Below are 18,182 nucleotides of genomic sequence, written 5' to 3'. Positions count from 1 at the left end.
GTACCGACATGGCAGGTCTGCTCGATCGTCTCGGCCGCTTCTCCTTCCGCCGGCGGTGGTCGGTCGCTGTGCTCTGGCTGCTCGTCCTCGCCGGGGCGGTGACGGCCGCCGTCACGTCCGAGGGCCCGGTGAACACCCGGGCGACGATCCCGGGCGTCGAGTCGCAGGACGCGTTCGACCTCCTCGCCGAGCGCTTCCCGGACACCCCCACGGACAGCGCATCGGCGACCCTCGTCTTCGTCGCTCCGGACGGCGGATCGCTGGAGGCGCCGGTGAACCAGGCGGCCGTCGAGGCGGCGCTGGCCACCGCCGCCGACAGCCCGCAGGTGTCCCGGGTCGTGCCGCCTTCGGCGGGCACGAGCATCAGCGCCGACGGCACGACCGGCTTCGCGTCGGTGACCTACGACGTGCCGTCGGCGGAGGTGACCGACGAGTCGCGCGCCCTGCTGGAGGAGGCCGTCGAGCAGGCGCGGGACGACGGGCTGACCGCGGAGATGCGCGGCTCGGCGCTCAAGAGCCCCACCAGCATGAGCGCCACCGAGCTCATCGGGGTCGCGATCGCGGCCCTCGTCCTGCTGATGACCTTCGGGTCGCTGGTCGCCGCGGGGCTGCCGCTGCTCACCGCGATCATCGGGGTGGCGATCTCGTTCCTGGGCGTCTGGGCCGTGGCCGGCCCGCTGGGCATGGCGATCACCAGCGGGATGCTCGCGCTGATGCTCGGGCTCGCGGTCGGCATCGACTACGCCATGTTCGTCGTCTCCCGGTACCAGGAGGAACGGCTCACCCACGACGACGCCGAGACGGCGGCCGGCCGCGCCGTCGGCACCGCCGGTTCGGCGGTCGTCTTCGCCGGGACGACGGTGGTGATCGCGCTCGCCGGGCTGTTCGTGGTCGGGATCCCGTCGCTGATGAAGATGGGGCTGGCCGCCGCGGGCGCCGTCGTCGTGGCCGTCCTGGTCGCGCTGACCCTGGTCCCGGCGCTGCTGGGCATGTTCCCGAACCGGGCTCGCTCGCGGTCGCAGCGGCGCGGGACCGGCACGAACCCCCGCGTGCCGGTGGCCCGGGTCTGGATGCGGCTGGTGCAGCGCCGGCCGCTGCTGGTCACGGTGGCCGGGGTCGCGGTGCTCGCCGCGGTCGCCGTCCCGGCGCTGTCGTTGCAGCTGGGCACTCCCGGGGACGCCTCGCTGCCGACCACGGCGACCGAGCGCCGCGCCTACGACCTGCGGGCCGAGGCGTTCGGCCCCGGCTCCAACGGTCCGCTGACCGTGGTGGTCGACGCCCGCGGTGCGAGCGACCCGCAGACCGCGGTGACGGCCGTCGCGGACGACCTCGCAGCGACCGACGGCGTGGCCTCGGTGTCGACCCCGACCTTCAACGCGCAGGGCGACACCGCGATCCTCACCGCCGTCCCCACCACCGGGCCGACCGACGAGCGCACCGAGGCGCTGGTGGAGTCGCTGCGCGACGCCCGCCCGGCCGTGGAACGCGACCAAGGGGTGAGCTACGAGATCACCGGGACGACGGCGCTCGACATCGACATGGCGCAGAAGACCCAGTCGGCCCTCGTGCCCTACGTCGCGCTCGTCGTCGGTCTCGCGGTGCTGCTCCTGCTGGTGGTCTTCCGCTCGATCTGGGTGCCCATCAAGGCCGCGGCCGGCTTCCTGCTCTCGCTGTTCGCCTCGATCGGGGTGATCGTCGCGGTCTTCCAGTGGGGCTGGGCAGGTGATCTGCTCGGTGTCGAGCAGACTGGCCCGGTCATGAGCCTGATGCCGATCCTGCTGGTGGGGATCGTGTTCGGGCTGGCGATGGACTACGAGGTGTTCCTGGTGTCGCGGATGCGGGAGGCGCACGTGCACGGTGTGCCTGCCCGCCAGGCGGTCAGCACGGGCTTCGCGCAGAGCTCGAAGGTCGTGGTCGCCGCCGCGGTGATCATGATCGCGGTCTTCGGCGGGTTCGCGGCGGCGTCGGAACCGCTGATCAAGATGGTCGGTCTCGGGCTCGCGGCGGCGGTCTTCTTCGACGCCTTCGTCGTCCGCCTGACGCTGGTGCCCGCCGTCCTGCAGCTGCTCGGCGAGCGGGCGTGGTGGCTGCCGCGCTGGCTCGACCGGCTGCTGCCGAACGTCGACGTGGAGGGTGCGTCGCTGGCCCCCGCACCGGGCCAGGCGCAACCGGACCTGGCGCTGAGCAACCGCTGATGAGCACCGGCCGGATCGGGGGGCGGGACGCGGCGGCCGCGCTCGTCGCGTTCCTCTTCGCCGCCCTCGGTACCAGCATCGACACCGAAGGCATCGTCGGTCCGGCCGTGCTCGTCCCCGGCGTGCTGCTCAGCCTGGTCGCCAGCGGCGCGCTGTTCACCGCGGCCCGGTGGCCGCGCGCCGCGACGGCCGTCGCGATCTGCTGCGAGACCGCCGCGTGCGCGCTGGGCTACCTGCCGACGCCGTTGCTGCTGGCCCCGCTGATCGGCTGCCTGTACTGGCTCGCGGTCGTCGGGTCGGTGCGGGCGGTCGCCTGGTGGACCGGGTCCGCGGTGGCCGCGGTGATCCTCGGCGGCCTGATCGACACCCCCACCGGCGGCTCGCTGGTGCTGCGCACCGTCGGCGTCGCGCTGTGGCTGCTGCCGGCGGTGTTCGCCGGGCGGACGACGCAGGCCCACCGGTCCTATCTCAGGGTGGTCCGGGCCCGCGCCGAGGACGCCGAGCGCAGCCGGGACGACGAGGTCCGGCACCGGGTGGGGGAGGAGCGGCTGCGCATCGCGCGGGAGCTGCACGACGTCGTCGCCCACCACCTGACGGTGGCCCACGCGCAGGCCGGGACCGCGGAGCACCTCCTGGACAAGCGTCCCGAGCAGGCGCGGGAGCTGCTGGCCGGGCTGAGCATCTCCACGTCGGCGGCGCTCCAGGAGCTCAAGGCGACCGTGGCGGTGCTGCGCACCTCCGACGACGAACTCCCGGTGGACACCGTCCCGGCACCAGGGCTCGACCAGCTCGACGAGCTGGTCGAGCCCTGCCGGGCGGCCGGCATCGAGGTCACGGTGCTCCGCGAAGGGGCGCTGGAGTGCCTGCCCCGGCTGGTCGACGTCACCGCGTACCGGGTCGTCCAGGAGGCGCTGACCAACGTCACCAAGCACGCGGTCGAGCCGGCGGTGACGATCACCGTGCGCCGCACCGAGGACACCTTCTGCGTCGAGGTGGTGAACACCGGCGTCCGGCCCGGTCCGGTGGGATCGGGCTACGGGCTGATCGGGATGCGCGAGCGCGCGCTCGCCCTCGGCGGGACGGTGCACGCCGGCCCGGCGGGGGAGGACCGGTACGCCGTCACCCTCGCCGTCCCGCTGACGCCCTGGGAAGGACCCCGATGATCCGGGTGCTGCTGGCCGACGACCAGGCGCTGCTGCGCTCGACGTTCCGCATGCTGATCGACTCCGAGGACGACCTCACGGTCGTCGCCGAGGCCGCGAACGGCGAGGAGGCGGTCGACCTCACCCATCAGCACCACCCGGATCTGGTGCTGATGGACATCCGGATGCCGCTCCTGGACGGGCTGGCCGCGACCCGGCGGATCTGCGCAGCTCCCGACCTGGCGGGCACGCGGGTGCTGATCCTGACCACCTTCGAGTCCGACGAGCACGTGGCGCACGCACTCCGCGCCGGGGCGAGCGGCTTCCTGGGCAAGGACGTCACACCTGCCGAGCTGCTCGCCGGGATCCGGACGGTCGTGGACGGGGAGGCCCTGCTCTCGCCGGTCGCCACCCGGGTGCTGGTGAACCGCTTCCTCGCCAGTCCGGACGGGATCGGCGACCTGCCGCGCGGACTGCTCCCGAGGTTGACCGACCGCGAGCGCGAGATCACCGGGCTGGCCGCGCTCGGCCTGTCCAACCAGGAGATCGCCGACCGGCTGGTCGTGAGCCCCCTGACCGTGCGCACGCACGTGCACCGGGCCATGACGAAGCTGGGCGCCCGCGACCGGGCCCAGCTCGTCGTCATCGCCTACCAGGAGGGGCTGGTCCGAGCGCCCTGACCGGCTACCGCACCACCGACAGCGCGACGTCGCGGTCGGCCCCGACGGGGCCCGTGGCCCCTGCTGCGGAACGGGTCAGGAAGCGCCGTACGATACCCCGGTCGGGGAGGCCGTTCGGCTGCGGCGGAGCAGGTCCAGGGCTGCGGCGGACGGCGTCCCGGGCGCAGCGGTGTAGAGCAGCACGCGGTGGCCGGCGTCGTCGGGTGGGGTGAGCACCTCGAACGCCACCTCCAGCTCGCCGACCTCCGGGTGGCGCAACTGCTTGGTCCCGGACACGCAGTTCGCCACCGGGTGCCGGGCCCACAGCCGGGCGAACTCCGCGCTCTGCACGGTCAGCTCGCCCACCAGCCGGGTCAGCTCCTCGTCGTCCGGCGACCGGCCGGCCAGCACCCGCAGCGACGACACCGCCCGCTGGGCCTCGTCGTCCCACCGGCTGTACAGCTCGCGGGTGTGCGCATCGAGGAACAGCAGGCGGGTCATGTTCGGGCGCTCGGCCGGGCGGTGCGGTGAGTCGAAGGGCAGGTGCCCGGCCACCAGGCGGTGCCCGAGCGCGTTCCAGCCGAGCACCTCGCTGCGCCGGCCCAGCACCACCGCCGGGGTGTCCGGCATCGACTCGATCAGGCGCAGCATCCCGGGGCGGATCACGTCCGGGCGCGGCCGGGAACGGCGGCGGGTGGGGGTGCGGGCCAGCGTGCGCAGGTGCGCCCGTTCGTCGGCGTCCAGCTCCAGCGCCCGGGCCAGCGCATCGAGCACCGCCTCCGACGCGTTCGCGCTGAGCCCCTGCTCCAGCCGCGCGTAGTACGTGGAGCTCACCCCGGCCAGCATCGCCAGCTCCTCGCGCCGCAGCCCGGGGACCCGCCGCGCGCCGTAGCCGCGCAGGCCGACGTCCGCCGGCTGCAACGCCGCGCGGCGCACGCGCAGGAACTCCCCGAGCTCGGTCATGGGCTCATCCTGCCGCCGGTCACAACACCCAGCCTGTCCCTGCCAGTGACAGGAACCCGGGGGTGTGGTTGCCCGGCGGCCGCGGGCGCAGCGTCGCCGGGGTGACCACCCTCGCCGCACCCGTCCGGCAGCGCGCCGCCCTCGCCGTGCTCCTCACCGCGAGCTTCACCCTCGCCGTCGACTTCTCCATCCTCAACGTCGCCCTGCCCACCATCGGCGCGGACGTCGGCTTCCGTCTCGCCGACCTGCAGTGGATTGCCACCGCCTTCGCGCTCTGCGCCGCCGGGCTCACCCTGCTCATGGGCCGGGTCGCCGACCTCGTCGGACGGCGGCGGATGTTCCTGCTCGGCATGGCCCTGCTCGGCGCCGGCTCCCTGCTCGGCGGGCTGGCGACCACGCCGGCGGTGCTGCTCACCGCCCGGGTCGCCCAGGGCGTCGCGACCGCGATCGTCGTCCCGGCCGCGCTGGCGTTGCTCCTGGCGACGTTCCCCGAAGGCCCTGCCCGCGACCGGGCGCTCGGGCTGAACGGTGCGCTGATGGCCGCCGGGTTCACCACCGGCGCCGTCCTCGGCGGGCTGCTGACCGACCTGCTCAGCTGGCGGTGGGCCTTCTTCCTCAACGTCCCGGTCGCCGTGCTCGTGCTGATCGTCGCGCCGCGGGTGCTCGCCGAGCGCCCGGCCGATCAGCGCAGCCGGCTCGACATCCCCGGTGCGGCGACCGTGACGCTCGGGCTGCTCGCACTCGTCTTCGGGCTGACCCGCGCCGCGTCGCACGGCTGGACCGACGGCCTGACGCTGCTCGCCTTCGCCGTTGCAGTGGCGCTGCTGGTCGCCTTCGTCGCCGTCGAGCGGGGGACGGCGTCCCCGCTGGTGCCACTGTCGGTGCTCCGCCGGCGCAGCGTCGCCATCGGCAACATCGCCGGGGCGCTCGCCTTCGTCACCGAGACGTCGCTGGTCTTCCTGCTCACCCTGTACCTGCAGGAGGTGCTGGGCTACAGCCCGCTCGGCGCCGGGCTGTCCTTCGCCGTCCTGGGGCTCGGCACCGTGGCCGGTGGGCTGCTCGGGCCCCGGGTGATCGGCCGGTTCGGCAACCGGACGGCGATCGTCGGCGGCTTCGTCGTCCAGGCCGTCGCGACGCTGTCGCTGGTCTTCGTCTCCGAGGCCGCCGCGTCGATCTGGCTGGTGCTGGCGGCCACCTTCGTCGGGGGCGTCGCCAACCTCGTCGTCATCGTCGGGTTCATGGTCACCGCGACGTCCGGGCTGCCCGAGACCGAGCAGGGCCTGGCGACCGGGCTGACCACGATGAGCCAGCAGATCGGCATCACGCTCGGGACGCCGGTCATGAGCGCCGTCGTCACCGCGGTGGTGCTCGGTGGCGCCGGGGTGCTCGACGGGGTGACGACGGCGATCGCGGTCAACGGTGCACTCTGCCTGCTCGGCGCGGTGGTCGTGGCGGTGTGCCTCGGCGGGCGGTCGGCGCCGCGCCGGTGACCTCTACCGGGGGCGGGGGACTGCTCACTAGCGTGCCGGCATGGACAGCCAGGTGGACGGGGTGTCGGTCCACTCCGTCGAGCACGGGACCGGCCCGCCGCTCGTCGCGCTGCACGGTGCCGGCGTCGACCACCGCGAGATCGAGGCGGCGGTCGAGGCCGTCGTCCCGGACGTCGGACTGCGCCGCGTCTACCCGGACCTGCCCGGGATGGGCCGCTCGACGGCCGAGGCCCTGGCCAGCAACGACGACGTCGTCACGCTGCTCGCCGGCTTCGTCGAGCAGCTGGCCGAGGAGCCGGTGCTGCTGCTCGGGCACTCCTACGGCGCCTACCTGGCCCGGGGCCTGGCCGCCCGCCGTCCGGACCTGGTGCGCGGCCTCGCGCTGGTGTGCCCGCTCGGCGAGCGGGCCGGACAGGTCCCCGAGCACCAGGTGGTCCGCCAGGACGACGACGCCCACGACGAGCTCGCGCCGGAGCAGCGGCCGGGGTTCGACGAGTACTTCGTGGTCCGGACCCGGACGACCGCCCGCCGCTACCGCGACCACGTCGTCCCCGGCACGACGCTGGTCGACGAGGCGGCGCTGGAGCGGGTCTTCGCGGGGTGGTCGATCGACCTGGGCGGCTACGACGGGCCCACCCTCATCGTCGCCGGCCGCCGCGACTCCACCGTCGGGTACGCCGACGCGGCCGGCCTGCTCGGCGACCACCCGAACGCCACCCTGGCGATCGTGGACGACGCCGGCCACGCCCTCGTGCACGAGCGGCCCGAGGTGTTCGGCGCACTGCTCCGCGAGTGGATCGACCGCGCCCGCCTCAGTCACTGATGGGGCACTGGAGGTTGATCGGGTTGCCGTCCGGGTCGCTCAAGTGGGCGACGCGCATGCCCCACGCCATGTCGGTCGGGCCGCCGGTGACGGAGCCGCCGTGCGAGCGCACGGAGTCCAGGAGCGCGTCGACGTCGTCGACGCCGATCCCCAGCAGGGTGCGGTTGCCGGCGGGCGGCTCGGCCTCCCGGATGAGCCCCAGTGCCGAGTCACCGATGCGCAGGGTGAGGAAGAACGGCGGGTCGCCGTCGTCCTCCGGTGGCGTCCGCTCGACCACCTGCGCGCTCAGGGCCCCGACGTAGAAGTCCCTCAGGTGTTCGGGGTCGGGGGTGAGGATCATGGGCAGGATCGTGGGCATGGGGTCTCCTCCGGGATCGGGCGCCTCGCAGCACTGACTCCGGGACGACGGGGAAGTCATCGTCCCCGTCGTCATGGGGAGTTGAGCCGGGCCGCCTGGCGGGTCAGGTGATCGCGCTCGGCTGCGTTGCCCGCCAGGGCGGCCGCCTCGGCGTAGAGCCGCGCCGCCGTCGTCCGGTCGCCGTCCTTCTCGTGCAGGTACGCCTGGACGGCGGCGAAGCGGGGGACCGAGGCGTCCACCGAGGCGAGCGCTGCCAGGCCGGCGCGCGGACCGTCGGCCTCACCGACGGCGACCGCGCGGTTGAGCCGCACCACCGGGCTGCCGGTCAACCGGACCAGCTCGTCGTACCACTCCACGATCTGGACCCAGTCGGTGTCCGCGGCGGACCGCGCGTCGGCGTGCAGCGCGGCGATCGCGGCCTGGGCCTGGTACTCGCCCAGCCGGCCGCGGGCCAGGGCGGCCTGCAGCACCTGGACCCCCTCGCTGATCAGCGCGGTGTCCCACCGGCCGCGGTCCTGCTCGGCGAGGGGCACCAGGCTGCCGTCGGGAGCGGTGCGCGCGGCCCGCCGCGCGTGGTGGAGCAGCATCAGGGCGAGCAGGCCCGCCACCTCCGGATGGTCGACGGCGGCGGCGAGTTGCCGGGTCAGCCGGATCGCCTCCGCAGCCAGGTCGACGTCACCGGAGTAGCCCTCGTTGAACACCAGGTAGAGCACGCGCAGCACGGTGGCGACGTCGCCGGGCTCGTTGAAGCGGACGTCGGACACGGTGCGCTTCGCCCGGCTGATCCGCTGCGCCATCGTCGCCTCGGGCACCAGGTAGGCCGCAGCGATCTGGCGGGTGGTCAGCCCGCCGACGGCGCGCAGCGTGAGCGCCACCGCCGACGGGGGCGTCAACGACGGGTGGGCGCACAGGAAGTACAGCTGCAGCGTGTCGTCCGCCGAGGGCACCGGCCCGGACGGCGGCTCGTCGGCGACGGTCTCCTCCCGGCGGCGGCGGGTGGTCTCCGCCCGGGTCGCGTCGAGGAACTTGCGCCAGGCCACCGTGACCAGCCAGCCGGTCGGTTCCCGCGGCGGGGTGGTCGGCCAGCTGCGGACCGCCTCGACCAGTGCTTCCTGGACGGCGTCCTCGGCCGCCGCGAAGTCGGCTCCGCGACGGACGAGGACGCCGAGCACGCCCGGCACCAGACTGCGCACCAGGACGTCGTCCACCGGTGGGGTCACTCGGTGATGGTGGGGGGTGCGCCCAGGAACGGGCGCAGCTCCAGCCACTCACGGATCGGCTGACCACTCGGGCCGGGGGCCGCTGAGAGCTCCCCGGCCAGTTCGACGGCGCGCTCGTAACTGTCGACATCGATGGCCATCCACCCGGCGATGAGGTCCTTGGTCTCGGCGAACGGCCCGTCGGTGACCGGCGGACGGCCTTCGCCGTCGTAGCGGACCCAGGTGCCCTCGGGTGCGAGCGCCTGGCCGTCGACGAACTCGCCGGTCTCGGTCAGCTTCGCCGCGAGGTCGTTCATGTACTGGATGTGGGCCGAGACCTCGTCCGGCGTCCACTGGTCCATCGGCGCGCAGTCGAGCGACTTCGACGTGTTGCGGTAGTGCTTGAGCATCAGGTACTTGGCCATCGTGGATCTCCTCGCTGGTGGTGCGGCCATCGTGGCCGCGGACACCCGGGAGACGGAACCGGTCGCGCGTTCTCGACATCGGACGTCGCTCAACGGCGGTGCTCTCACCGTCGGCCGCTCATCGGGCATCTGGGCACTGCCCTCCCGTGGCCTGTCAAGGTGTCTCGGACATCTGTGGACGAGCGTCTGACCTGGGGATTCAGGTCGCCCGCTGTCCTCGTCCGCGCTAGTATTCGTACACACGTTCGAATGCTGCGGGAGGTGTCGTGAGCGAGTTGATGTCGGCTCTCGACGCCTTGGCGGCCGAGGAGCTGCACGGGCTGACGGACGGCGGTGTGCTGGAGCGGGTCGCCGAGTTGGTGGCTGTGCAGAACCGGATCGCCGCGGAGCTGACCCGCACGGTGCGCCGCGCCGACGCCATGCAGGCCGCCGAGCACGACGGGTTGAAGAGCATGCGGTCGTGGCTGACCGGGCACACCCGGCTGGCGGCGAGCGACGCCTCGCGGATCCTGCGGTCGGGGCGGGCGTTGGAGCACTTCCCGGCCCTGTCGGCCGGGTTCGCCGAGGGGTCGGTGACCGCGGCACAGATGGACGTGGTCGCCAGTGCCGTGGGGGAGCCTGAGCGGGCTCGAGCGGCCGAGCAGGGGGTCGACCTGGCTGCGTTCGATCGGGTGTGGGCGCAGGTGGCGGCCGAGTCGCCGCACCAGTCGCTGGTGGCCGCGGTGCAGGCGTTCGAGGACGCACTCGACCCCGACGGCCCGGAGCCCGATCCCACCGAGGGCCGCCGGTTGAGCATCGCCAAGCACGCCGACGGCAGCATCACCGGCCGCTTCGACCTGGATGCGGTGGGTGGGGAGAAGGTGCAGGCGGCGATCGAGTCGATCGTGCAGGCCAACCGGCCCAAGGGTGATGAGCGCACCCGCGCCCGGCAGAACGCCGACGCCCTCGTGCAGCTGTGTGACAACCAGCTCGCCTCCGGGGACCTGCCGATCCTGCGCACCGTCAAGCCGCACGTCGTCGTGGGCATCGACCTGGACGACCTGATCGACCCCGTGACCGGCCCGGGGGCGGCGAGCACCGGGTTCGGCGCGACGATCTCCGCCGCCCGTGCCCGCTGGGTGGCCTGCGACGCCAGCGTCTCCCGCATCGTCATGGGCCCCGACGGGGTGCCGCTGGACCTGGGCCGGGACCACCGGGTCGTCACCCCGGGCCTGCGCAAGGCCGTGGAGCGGCGGGACGAGGCCTGCGTGTTCGCCGGCTGCGGCGCCCCGAGCTGGTGGTGCGACGTCCACCACCTCATCCACTGGCTGCACGGTGGGGAGACGTCGCTGGGGAACTCAGCGTTGTTGTGCGAACGGCACCACACCAAGGTCCACCACGGGTTCCGGGTGGAACGAGATCCCGGTGGTCGATGGCGTACCTGGCGACCCGACGGCACCGAGATCCTGATCGGTCCGCTCCTGCACTGAACTGTTCGGCCCGGTGCTCAGTCGCGCCCGGGCCCCGGCATGCCGCTCGGTCTCGGCAGCACCGAGCGATGTCCCGGCTGCTGCACGGAGTGCACGGTCGTCGGGTCGAGCGCCTGGCCACCACGGTTCCCTGTCTGAGGATCGGCCGCAGCAGCCCCGGCGATCGTGGAGAGCAGGGCCAGTGACTCGGCCGACCGGGAACCCGGCTCCGCCTGGTAGACCACCAGCACCTGGTCGTCGGCGTCCGCGACGGAGAACTTGTCGTAGCGCAGCTCCAGGTCACCGACCTGCGGGTGCTGCATCCGGTACACGCCCCCGCCGGGGTGCTGGCGTACGTCGTGGCGTGCCCAGAGCTGCCGGAACAGGTCGCTGCGCACCGACAGCTCGCCGACCAGCTCGGCCAGTCGCGGATCGTCGACGTCCGGTCCGGCGGCGCTCCGCAGCACGGCGACCAGGTCGACGGCGGTCGCCTCCAGCTCGGCCGAGGAGCCGAACCGGCCCGGCTCCAGGAGCACGGTCCGCAACAGGTTGGTGCCCGGGGTGAACAGCGGCGACAGCGCCACGGCCAACCGGTTGGCCGCCAGCACGTCGAGGTGGCGGCCCTGCACGAAGGCGGGCGTGTGGTCCCACGACGCGATCAGCTGGGTGACGCTCGGTCGCACCCGCTCGGCACGGCGCTGCGTGCGCCGGCGGCGGGGTGCCGGGTCCGCCAGGTCGTGCAGGTGCGCGGTCGACGCGCCGTCCAGGCCGAGCGCCCGCGCCACCGCGTCGAGCACCTGCGCCGACGGGTGCCGGTCACGCCCTTGCTCGAGCCGCGTGTAGTACTCGGTGCTCACCCCGGCCAGCATCGCCAGCTCGTCGCGGCGCAACCCCGGCACGCGACGGTGGTTGGTCACCGCGATCCCGACGTCCTCAGGGCGCACCTGCTCACGCCGGGCGCGCAGGTACTCGCCGATCAGGTTCTCCGCCACGTCCGAAACGGTAGGTCGCGGCGCCGTTCACGTGGCTGTCCCTGTCGGCACCCCCCTCGCCGGGGGCCTGGTTGCCGGCACGCGGCCGATCGACGCTGGGGGCATGACACGAACCTGGCTCATCACCGGGGTGAGCAGCGGCTTCGGCCGCCAGCTCGCCGAGCAGCTGCTCGCCCGCGGCGACCGCGTCGTCGGCACCGTCCGGCGGCCCGACGCGGTCGCCGACCTCGTCGACACCCACCCCGACACCTTCGCCGTCCAGCGCCTCGACCTCACCGACACCGACCGCATCCGCTCCGTCGTGGACGACGCGCGGGCCCACTTCGGCCGGCTCGACGTCGTCGTCAGCAACGCCGGGTACGGGCTGTTCGGCGCCGCCGAGGAGCTCTCCGACGAGCAGGTCCGCCACCAGCTCGACACCAACCTGCTCGGCTCCGTCCAGCTCATCCGCGCCGCGCTCCCGCACCTGCGTGCCGCCGGCGGCGGGCGGGTCCTCCAGCTGTCGTCGATGGCCGGCCAGGCCGCGTGGCCGGGCTCCTCCCTGTACAACGCCTCGAAGTGGGGCATCGAGGGCTTCTGCGAGGCGCTGGCCCCCGAGGTTGCGCCGTTCGGCATCGGCGTCACCATCGTCGAGCCCGGTGGCGCGCGCACCGCCTTCGGCTCCAGCGGGCTGCGGTTCGCCGAGCCGCTCGACGCCTACGACGTCTCGCCGGCCGCGGCGGTCCGCGCCTTCCGGGACGGCGGGCCGCCCGGCGTCATCGGGGACCCGGCCCGGATGGCCGCCGCGATGATCGACAGCGTGGACCGGGACCCCGCGCCGCTCCGCCTCGTGCTCGGCAGCGACTCGTGGGCCGGGATGACCGCGGCACTCGAGGCCCGGCTGGACGCCGTCCGCGCGCAGCGGGCCACCGCCGCCGCCACCGACTCCTGACCGGAACGGTCGGCGCGAGGCACCCCAGCGGAGGGCGCTCCGCGCCGCCCGGGCCGGCCGGGGACCGGCCCGGGCCCAAGCGCAGGTCACCAGGCGACGGCGCCGTGCCGGTCGGTGAAGGTGCCGGTCGGGCCGTCCGCGCTGATCGACGCCATCGCGACGATCGCGTCGGTGCCCTCGGTGACGGTCTGCAGGCCGGCGTGGCCGTTGAAGTCGGTGGCCGTGTAGCCCGGGTCCACCGTGTTGATCCGCAGCTCCGGGAGGAACTGGGCGTAGACGGAGGTGAGCATGTTGACCGCCGCCTTGCTGGCCGAGTACCCGAGCGAGGGGACCGAGTGCTCGATCCGGGACTCGTCGGAGCGCACGGCGAACGAGCCGAGCCCGCTGGTCACGTTCACGATCACCGGGGCCGCCGACTCGCGCAGCAGCGGCAGGAAGGCGTGCGTCGTCCGGACGATCCCCCCGGTGTTCGTGTCCAGCACCGCCATCAGGTCCGCCGCGGTGTAGTCCTCCACCGCGCCGATCGGCCCGGAGATGCCCGCGTTGTTGACCAGCACGTCCAGCCCGCCGACGCGCTCGCGCACCTCGGCGGCCGCGGCCGCCACCGACTCGTCGGAGGTCACGTCGATGCGCACCCAGTCGACGCCCAGCTCCTCGGCCGCGCGCTGACCGCGCTCCGCGTCGCGGGCGCCGATGACCACCCGGTGCCCGAGGTCCTTCAGCCGCCGGGCCGCCTCGAAGCCGAGGCTCTTGTTGCCGCCAGTGATCAATGTCGTCGTCATGCGACCGACGGTGCCCCCGATCGGGCGGCGTCCGGTGGTCCCGTCCGACCGTATGACTGGCAGTACCACCCATCCCGGCCGCGGTGGACGACGATGAGCTCATGGCCGACCGAGGGGACTTCGCGGCGCTGCTGCGCGCATGGCGGGAACGCCTCCAGCCGGCCGCGGTCGGGTTCCCCACTGGGCAGCGCCGCACCAAAGGGCTGCGCCGGGAGGAGGTCGCCCTGCTGGCCGGCGTCTCGGTCGACTACCTCGTCCGGCTGGAGCAGGGCCGCGCCGACCGCCCCTCGGCGCAGGTCGTCGCCTCGCTCGCCCGGGTGCTGCAGCTGTCCGACCTCGAGCGCGACCAGCTGTACCTCGCCGCCGGCCTGCCCGCGCCGCTGCCCAGCGCCGTCCCCACCCACATCCCGGCCAGCGTGCAGCGGCTGCTGGCCCGGCTCCCGGACGTCGCGATCGGCGTGTGGACGGCGCACTGGACCCTGCTGACCGCCAACGCGGCCTGGCGTGCCCTGCTGGGGGACATGCCGGCCGGCCTCAACCTGGTCGCCGCGGAGTTCGCCGGCCGGGCGCCGCAGGTGGTGTCGAGCGACGGTGACCTGGAACGACACCAGCGTGCCCTCGTCTCCGACCTGCGCAGTGCCCAGGTCCGCTACCCGGACGACCCGTCCGTGCGGGCCCTGCTCGCCGAGCTGCAGCCCGACCCGCGGTTCGCGCAGCTGTGGGCCGAGGGCACGGTGGTCGAGCACCGGTTCCAGGCGAAGACCTTCGTGCACCCGCGCGTCGGCCTGGTGACCGTGGACTGCGACGTCCTCACCGTGATCGGCACCGATCTGCGCATCGTCACCTACACCGCCGAGCCGGGCACCGAGGACGCCTCCCGGTTCGACCTCATCCGCACCCTCGGGTTGGCGGAGGTCGGCGGACCGTCCACCTGACGGCCGTCAGCGCCGGAGCTCCGCCACCTCGTCGAGCCGGCCCAGCTTGTGCGGGTTGCGCACCGCGTACATCCGGGCGATCCGGCCGTCCTCGACGACGAAGGTGATCGCCGTGTCGAACTCGCCGCCCGGGTCGATCCGGGCGGCGACCCCACCGTTGATCAGCGGCGTGGTGATCAGCACCCCGGGCGCGAGCTCGGCGAACCGGGACAGCGCCCCGGCCACCCGCTCCCGGCCGGCGAGCGGGCGCCGGGCAGCGGGCGCCAGGCCGCCGCCGTCCGCGACCACCACGACGTCGGGGGCGAGCACGTCCAGCAGTGCCTGCACGTCGCCGCCGGTGAGCGCGGCCAGGAACCGGTCCACGACCAGCTGCTGCTCGGCCGGGTCGACCACCATCCGCGGACGGCGGGCGGCCACGTGCTCCCGCGCCCGGTGCGCGATCTGCCGGACGGCGGCGCCCGACTTGCCCACCGCCTCGGCGATCTCCTCGTACGGCACGGCGAAGACCTCGTGCAGCACCAGCACCGCACGTTCGGTCGGCCCCAGCGTCTCCAGCACGGTCAGCATCGCCAGCGAGACGCTCTCCGCCAGCTCGACGTCCTCGGCGACGTCCGGGCTGGTCAGCAGCGGCTCGGGGAGCCACTCGCCGACGTAGTCCTCCCGGCGGCGGGACACGGTGCGCAGCCGGTTGAGCGCCTGGCGGGTGATGACCCGGACCAGGTACGCCCGCGGGTCGCGCACCTCCGTGCGGTCCGCCTCGGCCCACCGCAGCCACGTCTCCTGCACGACGTCGTCGGCGTCGGCGGCCGAGCCGAGCAGCTCGTAGGCGACGGTGAACAGCAGGCTGCGGTGGGCCAGGAACGGGTCGTCGGTCATGCCGGGGCGACGTCCTCCCGTGACGGGGCCGCCAGCGGCGGCAGGCCGCAGGACGCCGAGAACTCCGCGGACCGGATGCCGAGCGCGACGTTGGTCCGGGCGCTGAGGTTCATCGCACCGATCCTGGCAGTCAGCTCGACCAACGCGGGCGCGCCGAGGTCGGCGAGCAGGGCGGCCGACAGCTCGTCGGTCACCGCCGGCGGCGTCTGGCTCATCGCCTCGGCGTACTCCATCACCCGGCGCTCCAGGGGGGTGAAGACGTCGGACTCCCGCCACCGCGGCACCTCCCGCGCCCGGGCCTCGTCGAGTCCGCGGTCGTGGGTCAGGAAGTGGTGCAGGTCCAGGCAGAAGCTGCAGCCGATCGTGCTGGCCGCGGCCATGGACGCGAACGACGCCAGGTCGCGGTCCAGCCGGTCCCAGGAGTCGGACTTCCGGCCGAGCCCCATCAGGGCCTTGAACACCGGCGGGTGGTGCCACATCACGCCGATCGACTCCGGCACCGCGCCGAACATCCTGCGGGTCATCGCCTTGACCAGGGCTCCGTAGACGCCGGTGACCTCGGTCGCCGGGACGCGGGTGCTGCTCGTCATGTCTCCTCCAGGTGTGTGGTGGGTCGACATGGAGACACCGGCCGAGCGCCGGGTGTGACACCCCTCGGGGAGACTGCGGGGGTGAGCGGAGGCAGTGACCAGGTGCGGCTCGTCGTCCTGGGCGGGGGAGTGCTCGGGGCGTCGGCCGCGGCGCAGGCGGCCGCCCGGGGAGCCCGGGTCACGCTCGTGACGGACGGCGAGCCGGCCAGCGGCGCGTCGGGACGGTCCCTGTCCTGGCTGAACTCGGCCGGCGACTTCCCACCGGGGTACCACCGACTCCGCATGCTCGGCCTCGATCGCTACCGGGCCTTCTCCGCCCGCCCCGACTCGACTGCGCACATCGCCTTCGACGGCGGCCTCCGCTGGGGCGACGGCGTCCGCGCCTCGTTCGAGCACCAGCGTCAGATCGGCTACCCGGCCGAGTGGCTGAGCCGGGCGGACGTCGCCGCGCGGCTCCCCGGGGTGGACGCCGGCGCGATCCCGGACGACGGCGCGCTGCTCAACCCGGACGAGGGCTGGGTCGACCTGCCGTCGCTCATCGCGCAGCTGGTGCGGGACCTGCGGGCTGCCGGGGGAGTGGTGCGCACCTCGGCCGGTCCGTGCCAGGTCGTCGTGCAGGGCGGCCGGGTCGTCGGCGTGCGGACCGGCACCGGTGACGTGCTCGACGCCGACGCCGTCGTGCTGGCCACGGGCGCGGACGTCCCGCGCACCCTCGCCGGTCTCGGCGTGCACCTGCCCGACGCCACCTCGAATGCGCTGCTCGTGCGCACCCCGCCGTTCGGGCACCGGCTCCGCGCCGTGCTGAACACGCCGCGAGTGGCCCTCCGGCCCGCCCTGGGCGGCGGGATCGTCCTGGACGCCGGCTGGTCGGAGGAGGAGGTGGTGCGCCGGGACGACGGGACGTTCGACGTCCGCGACTCGACGGTGCAGGGGCTGCTGTCCGAAACGGCGCAGGTGCTGGCCGGCCGGCCGGTGCTGTCCTGCGCGTCCTACGGCGTCGGGCGTAAGCCGATCCCCGGCGACGGGCACCCGGTGCTCGGCGCCGTCCCCGGCATCGACGGACTCACCGTCGCCTTCACCCACAGCGGCGCGACGCTCGGCCTCATCGCCGGCGAACTGCTCGCCGGCGAGGTCCTGGACGGAGAGCGGAGCCCCCTGCTCGATGCGTTCCGGCCCGCCCGCTTCGCGGTGTGACCGTCGTACGCGTCGCGCGCCGACCACAGCCGGCTGCCAGGAGTTCACCGAACGGGCATGGCGCAGCCGGGGGGCCCGGTTTACGGTCGTCCTCGTCCGGAGCCGGGCATCGTTCGATGCCCGCCCGGCTGCAGCAGGTTGACGGCCACAGGGGGAACTGGTGCCTGAAGTCATGCCATGCGAGCACGTGCAGGTCCTCGGCTGATGAGCCGGGCCCGCCGCGGACGGCACACGAAGACCCGGTCGAGCCGGGTGCGGGCACCCGGCGTCGTCGCCAGCGCGGGCATCACCACCGCCCTGGTCGCCTTCCTCCCCGCGGCCAGCGCCGCACCCGGTGCCGCTCCGGCGCCACCGCAGTCCTCCCGCCTGATGGCCGTCGAGGCCGACGCGCTCGTGCCCCGCCCGCCGTCCGGTCTGCGGGACGTCTTCGCGCCACCGCTCGAACCGCTGCTGGAGACCGTGGCGATCGCGACCGACGCCGATCCCAGCGTCGCTCCCGCGACAGCCACAGTCAAGACAGCCACCGCCACAACAGCCACCGCCCCGACCGGCGAGGCGTCGCCACTGGCCGCCAGCGGGATCCCGTCGACCGCACTGACGGCCTACCAGCGCGCCGCCGGGCTCTCCGCCGACTGCGGCATCAGCTGGACCCTGATCGCCGCCATCGGCCGGGTCGAGTCCAACCACGGCCGCTTCGCCGGCGCCACCCTGCACACCGACGGGCTGTCGAGCCCGCCGATCATCGGCATCCCGCTCGACGGCACCAACAACACCGCCCGGATCCTCGACTCCGACGACGGCCTGCTGGACGGCGACACCGTCTACGACCGCGCCGTCGGCCCGATGCAGTTCATCCCGACCACCTGGGCGATGTACGACAGCGACGGCAACGGCGACGGGCGCCGCGACCCCTTCAACATCAACGACGCCGCCGTCGCCACCGGGAAGTACCTCTGCGCCGCGGGTGGGGACCTCTCCACGCCGGAGGGCCAGTCGCGCGCCGTCTTCGCCTACAACCACTCCGACAGCTACGTGGCCACGGTGCTCGGGCTGTCCGCCACGTACGCCGGGACGACGCCGGAACCGGTGCCCACCCCGGAGGGTCCGGCGCCGACCGTGCCACCGGCCGCCCCCGCCCCGCCGCCCGCGATCGAGCCGCCGCCGGCTGTCGAGCCGCCTG

18 protein-coding genes are annotated in these 18,182 nt (G+C 74.1%); 10 read left to right on the top strand and 8 right to left on the bottom strand.

Annotated features, from left to right (window positions below):
- Positions 1-8: 8 nt before the first annotated feature.
- From IN07_RS02525 to IN07_RS02515, 3 genes are read left to right on the top strand one after another with little or no spacing between them, the layout of a single operon-like run.
- The gene (locus tag IN07_RS02525; protein WP_036333288.1) at positions 9-2,195 is read left to right on the top strand and encodes an MMPL family transporter; all 2,187 of its coding nucleotides are present in this window, start codon (positions 9-11) and stop codon (positions 2,193-2,195) included.
- Positions 2,195-3,358, top strand: a complete 1,164-nt coding sequence (locus IN07_RS02520) for a sensor histidine kinase (protein ID WP_052090598.1) — start codon at positions 2,195-2,197, stop codon at positions 3,356-3,358. The genes IN07_RS02525 and IN07_RS02520 overlap by 1 nt, the downstream gene beginning before the upstream one ends.
- Positions 3,355-4,017, top strand: a complete 663-nt coding sequence (locus tag IN07_RS02515; RefSeq protein ID WP_036333286.1) for a response regulator — start codon at positions 3,355-3,357, stop codon at positions 4,015-4,017. The genes IN07_RS02520 and IN07_RS02515 overlap by 4 nt, the downstream gene beginning before the upstream one ends.
- A 75-nt stretch (positions 4,018-4,092) precedes the next feature.
- On the opposite strand, the gene IN07_RS02510 is transcribed toward IN07_RS02515, so the two are convergent.
- The gene (locus IN07_RS02510; RefSeq protein ID WP_036333284.1) at positions 4,093-4,959 is read right to left on the bottom strand and encodes a helix-turn-helix domain-containing protein; all 867 of its coding nucleotides are present in this window, start codon (positions 4,957-4,959) and stop codon (positions 4,093-4,095) included.
- Between the two features lie 101 nt (positions 4,960-5,060).
- On the opposite strand from IN07_RS02510, the gene IN07_RS02505 reads away from it, so the two are divergent.
- Both IN07_RS02505 and IN07_RS02500 read left to right on the top strand, forming a co-directional pair.
- The gene (locus tag IN07_RS02505; protein WP_036333368.1) at positions 5,061-6,449 is read left to right on the top strand and encodes an MFS transporter; all 1,389 of its coding nucleotides are present in this window, start codon (positions 5,061-5,063) and stop codon (positions 6,447-6,449) included.
- Between the two features lie 40 nt (positions 6,450-6,489).
- A complete protein-coding gene (locus IN07_RS02500; RefSeq protein ID WP_036333282.1) occupies positions 6,490-7,272 on the top strand; it encodes an alpha/beta fold hydrolase in 783 nt (260 codons plus the stop codon).
- Here IN07_RS02500 and IN07_RS02495 read toward each other — a convergent pair.
- The 3 genes from IN07_RS02495 to IN07_RS02485 all read right to left on the bottom strand — a co-directional run bounded on the left by IN07_RS02495 (position 7,262) and on the right by IN07_RS02485 (position 9,254).
- Positions 7,262-7,630 carry a VOC family protein gene (locus IN07_RS02495; protein ID WP_036333279.1) on the bottom strand — a complete coding sequence of 123 codons (369 nt, stop codon included), beginning with the start codon at positions 7,628-7,630 and terminating at the stop codon, positions 7,262-7,264. The two genes, IN07_RS02500 and IN07_RS02495, sit on opposite strands and share 11 nt — an antisense overlap.
- Before the next feature lie 71 nt (positions 7,631-7,701).
- A complete protein-coding gene (locus IN07_RS02490; protein ID WP_036333277.1) occupies positions 7,702-8,850 on the bottom strand; it encodes an RNA polymerase sigma factor in 1,149 nt (382 codons plus the stop codon).
- Complete coding sequence (locus tag IN07_RS02485) at positions 8,847-9,254, bottom strand: YciI family protein (protein ID WP_036333275.1); 408 nt, start codon at positions 9,252-9,254, stop codon at positions 8,847-8,849. The genes IN07_RS02490 and IN07_RS02485 overlap by 4 nt, the downstream gene beginning before the upstream one ends.
- A gap of 266 nt (positions 9,255-9,520) precedes the next feature.
- Between IN07_RS02485 and IN07_RS02480 the strand changes: the two genes are divergently transcribed.
- On the top strand, positions 9,521-10,723 hold the full coding sequence (locus IN07_RS02480; protein WP_036333273.1) for an HNH endonuclease signature motif containing protein: 1,203 nt from the start codon (positions 9,521-9,523) through the stop codon (positions 10,721-10,723).
- Between the two features lie 17 nt (positions 10,724-10,740).
- Here the strand turns inward: IN07_RS02480 and IN07_RS02475 are convergent, their stop codons facing one another.
- Positions 10,741-11,694, bottom strand: coding sequence for a helix-turn-helix domain-containing protein (locus tag IN07_RS02475; RefSeq protein ID WP_081975126.1), 954 nt, complete (start codon positions 11,692-11,694; stop codon positions 10,741-10,743).
- A gap of 103 nt (positions 11,695-11,797) precedes the next feature.
- On the opposite strand from IN07_RS02475, the gene IN07_RS02470 reads away from it, so the two are divergent.
- The gene (locus tag IN07_RS02470) at positions 11,798-12,625 is read left to right on the top strand and encodes an SDR family oxidoreductase (protein WP_036333271.1); all 828 of its coding nucleotides are present in this window, start codon (positions 11,798-11,800) and stop codon (positions 12,623-12,625) included.
- 86 nt (positions 12,626-12,711) lie between these two features.
- On the opposite strand, the gene IN07_RS02465 is transcribed toward IN07_RS02470, so the two are convergent.
- On the bottom strand, positions 12,712-13,407 hold the full coding sequence (locus IN07_RS02465) for an SDR family NAD(P)-dependent oxidoreductase (protein WP_036333269.1): 696 nt from the start codon (positions 13,405-13,407) through the stop codon (positions 12,712-12,714).
- A gap of 101 nt (positions 13,408-13,508) precedes the next feature.
- Here IN07_RS02465 and IN07_RS02460 point away from each other — a divergent pair, with 101 nt between their 5' ends.
- The gene (locus IN07_RS02460; RefSeq protein ID WP_036333267.1) at positions 13,509-14,342 is read left to right on the top strand and encodes a helix-turn-helix transcriptional regulator; all 834 of its coding nucleotides are present in this window, start codon (positions 13,509-13,511) and stop codon (positions 14,340-14,342) included.
- A gap of 6 nt (positions 14,343-14,348) precedes the next feature.
- Here IN07_RS02460 and IN07_RS02455 read toward each other — a convergent pair whose 3' ends face one another.
- Both IN07_RS02455 and IN07_RS02450 read right to left on the bottom strand, forming a co-directional pair.
- Positions 14,349-15,218 (bottom strand): RNA polymerase sigma-70 factor, encoded by an 870-nt coding sequence (locus tag IN07_RS02455; RefSeq protein ID WP_036333265.1) that lies wholly within the window; start codon positions 15,216-15,218, stop codon positions 14,349-14,351.
- Positions 15,215-15,808, bottom strand: a complete 594-nt coding sequence (locus IN07_RS02450) for a carboxymuconolactone decarboxylase family protein (protein WP_036333263.1) — start codon at positions 15,806-15,808, stop codon at positions 15,215-15,217. Before IN07_RS02450 ends, IN07_RS02455 begins: the two co-directional genes overlap by 4 nt.
- 81 nt (positions 15,809-15,889) lie before the next feature.
- On the opposite strand from IN07_RS02450, the gene IN07_RS02445 reads away from it, so the two are divergent.
- Together IN07_RS02445 and IN07_RS02440 are read left to right on the top strand one after the other, a co-directional pair.
- Positions 15,890-17,002 carry an NAD(P)/FAD-dependent oxidoreductase gene (locus tag IN07_RS02445; RefSeq protein WP_036333261.1) on the top strand — a complete coding sequence of 371 codons (1,113 nt, stop codon included), beginning with the start codon at positions 15,890-15,892 and terminating at the stop codon, positions 17,000-17,002.
- A gap of 204 nt (positions 17,003-17,206) precedes the next feature.
- On the top strand, positions 17,207-18,182 hold a 976-nt coding region (locus tag IN07_RS02440; protein ID WP_197058320.1), incomplete at its 3' end, for a lytic transglycosylase domain-containing protein.

Origin of the sequence: Modestobacter caceresii (assembly GCF_000761485.1) — a bacterium.
Lineage (GTDB): Bacteria > Actinomycetota > Actinomycetes > Mycobacteriales > Geodermatophilaceae > Modestobacter > Modestobacter caceresii.
The sequence above is the reverse complement of the archived record's forward strand: the minus strand, read 5'-3'. Positions and strand labels throughout refer to the sequence as shown.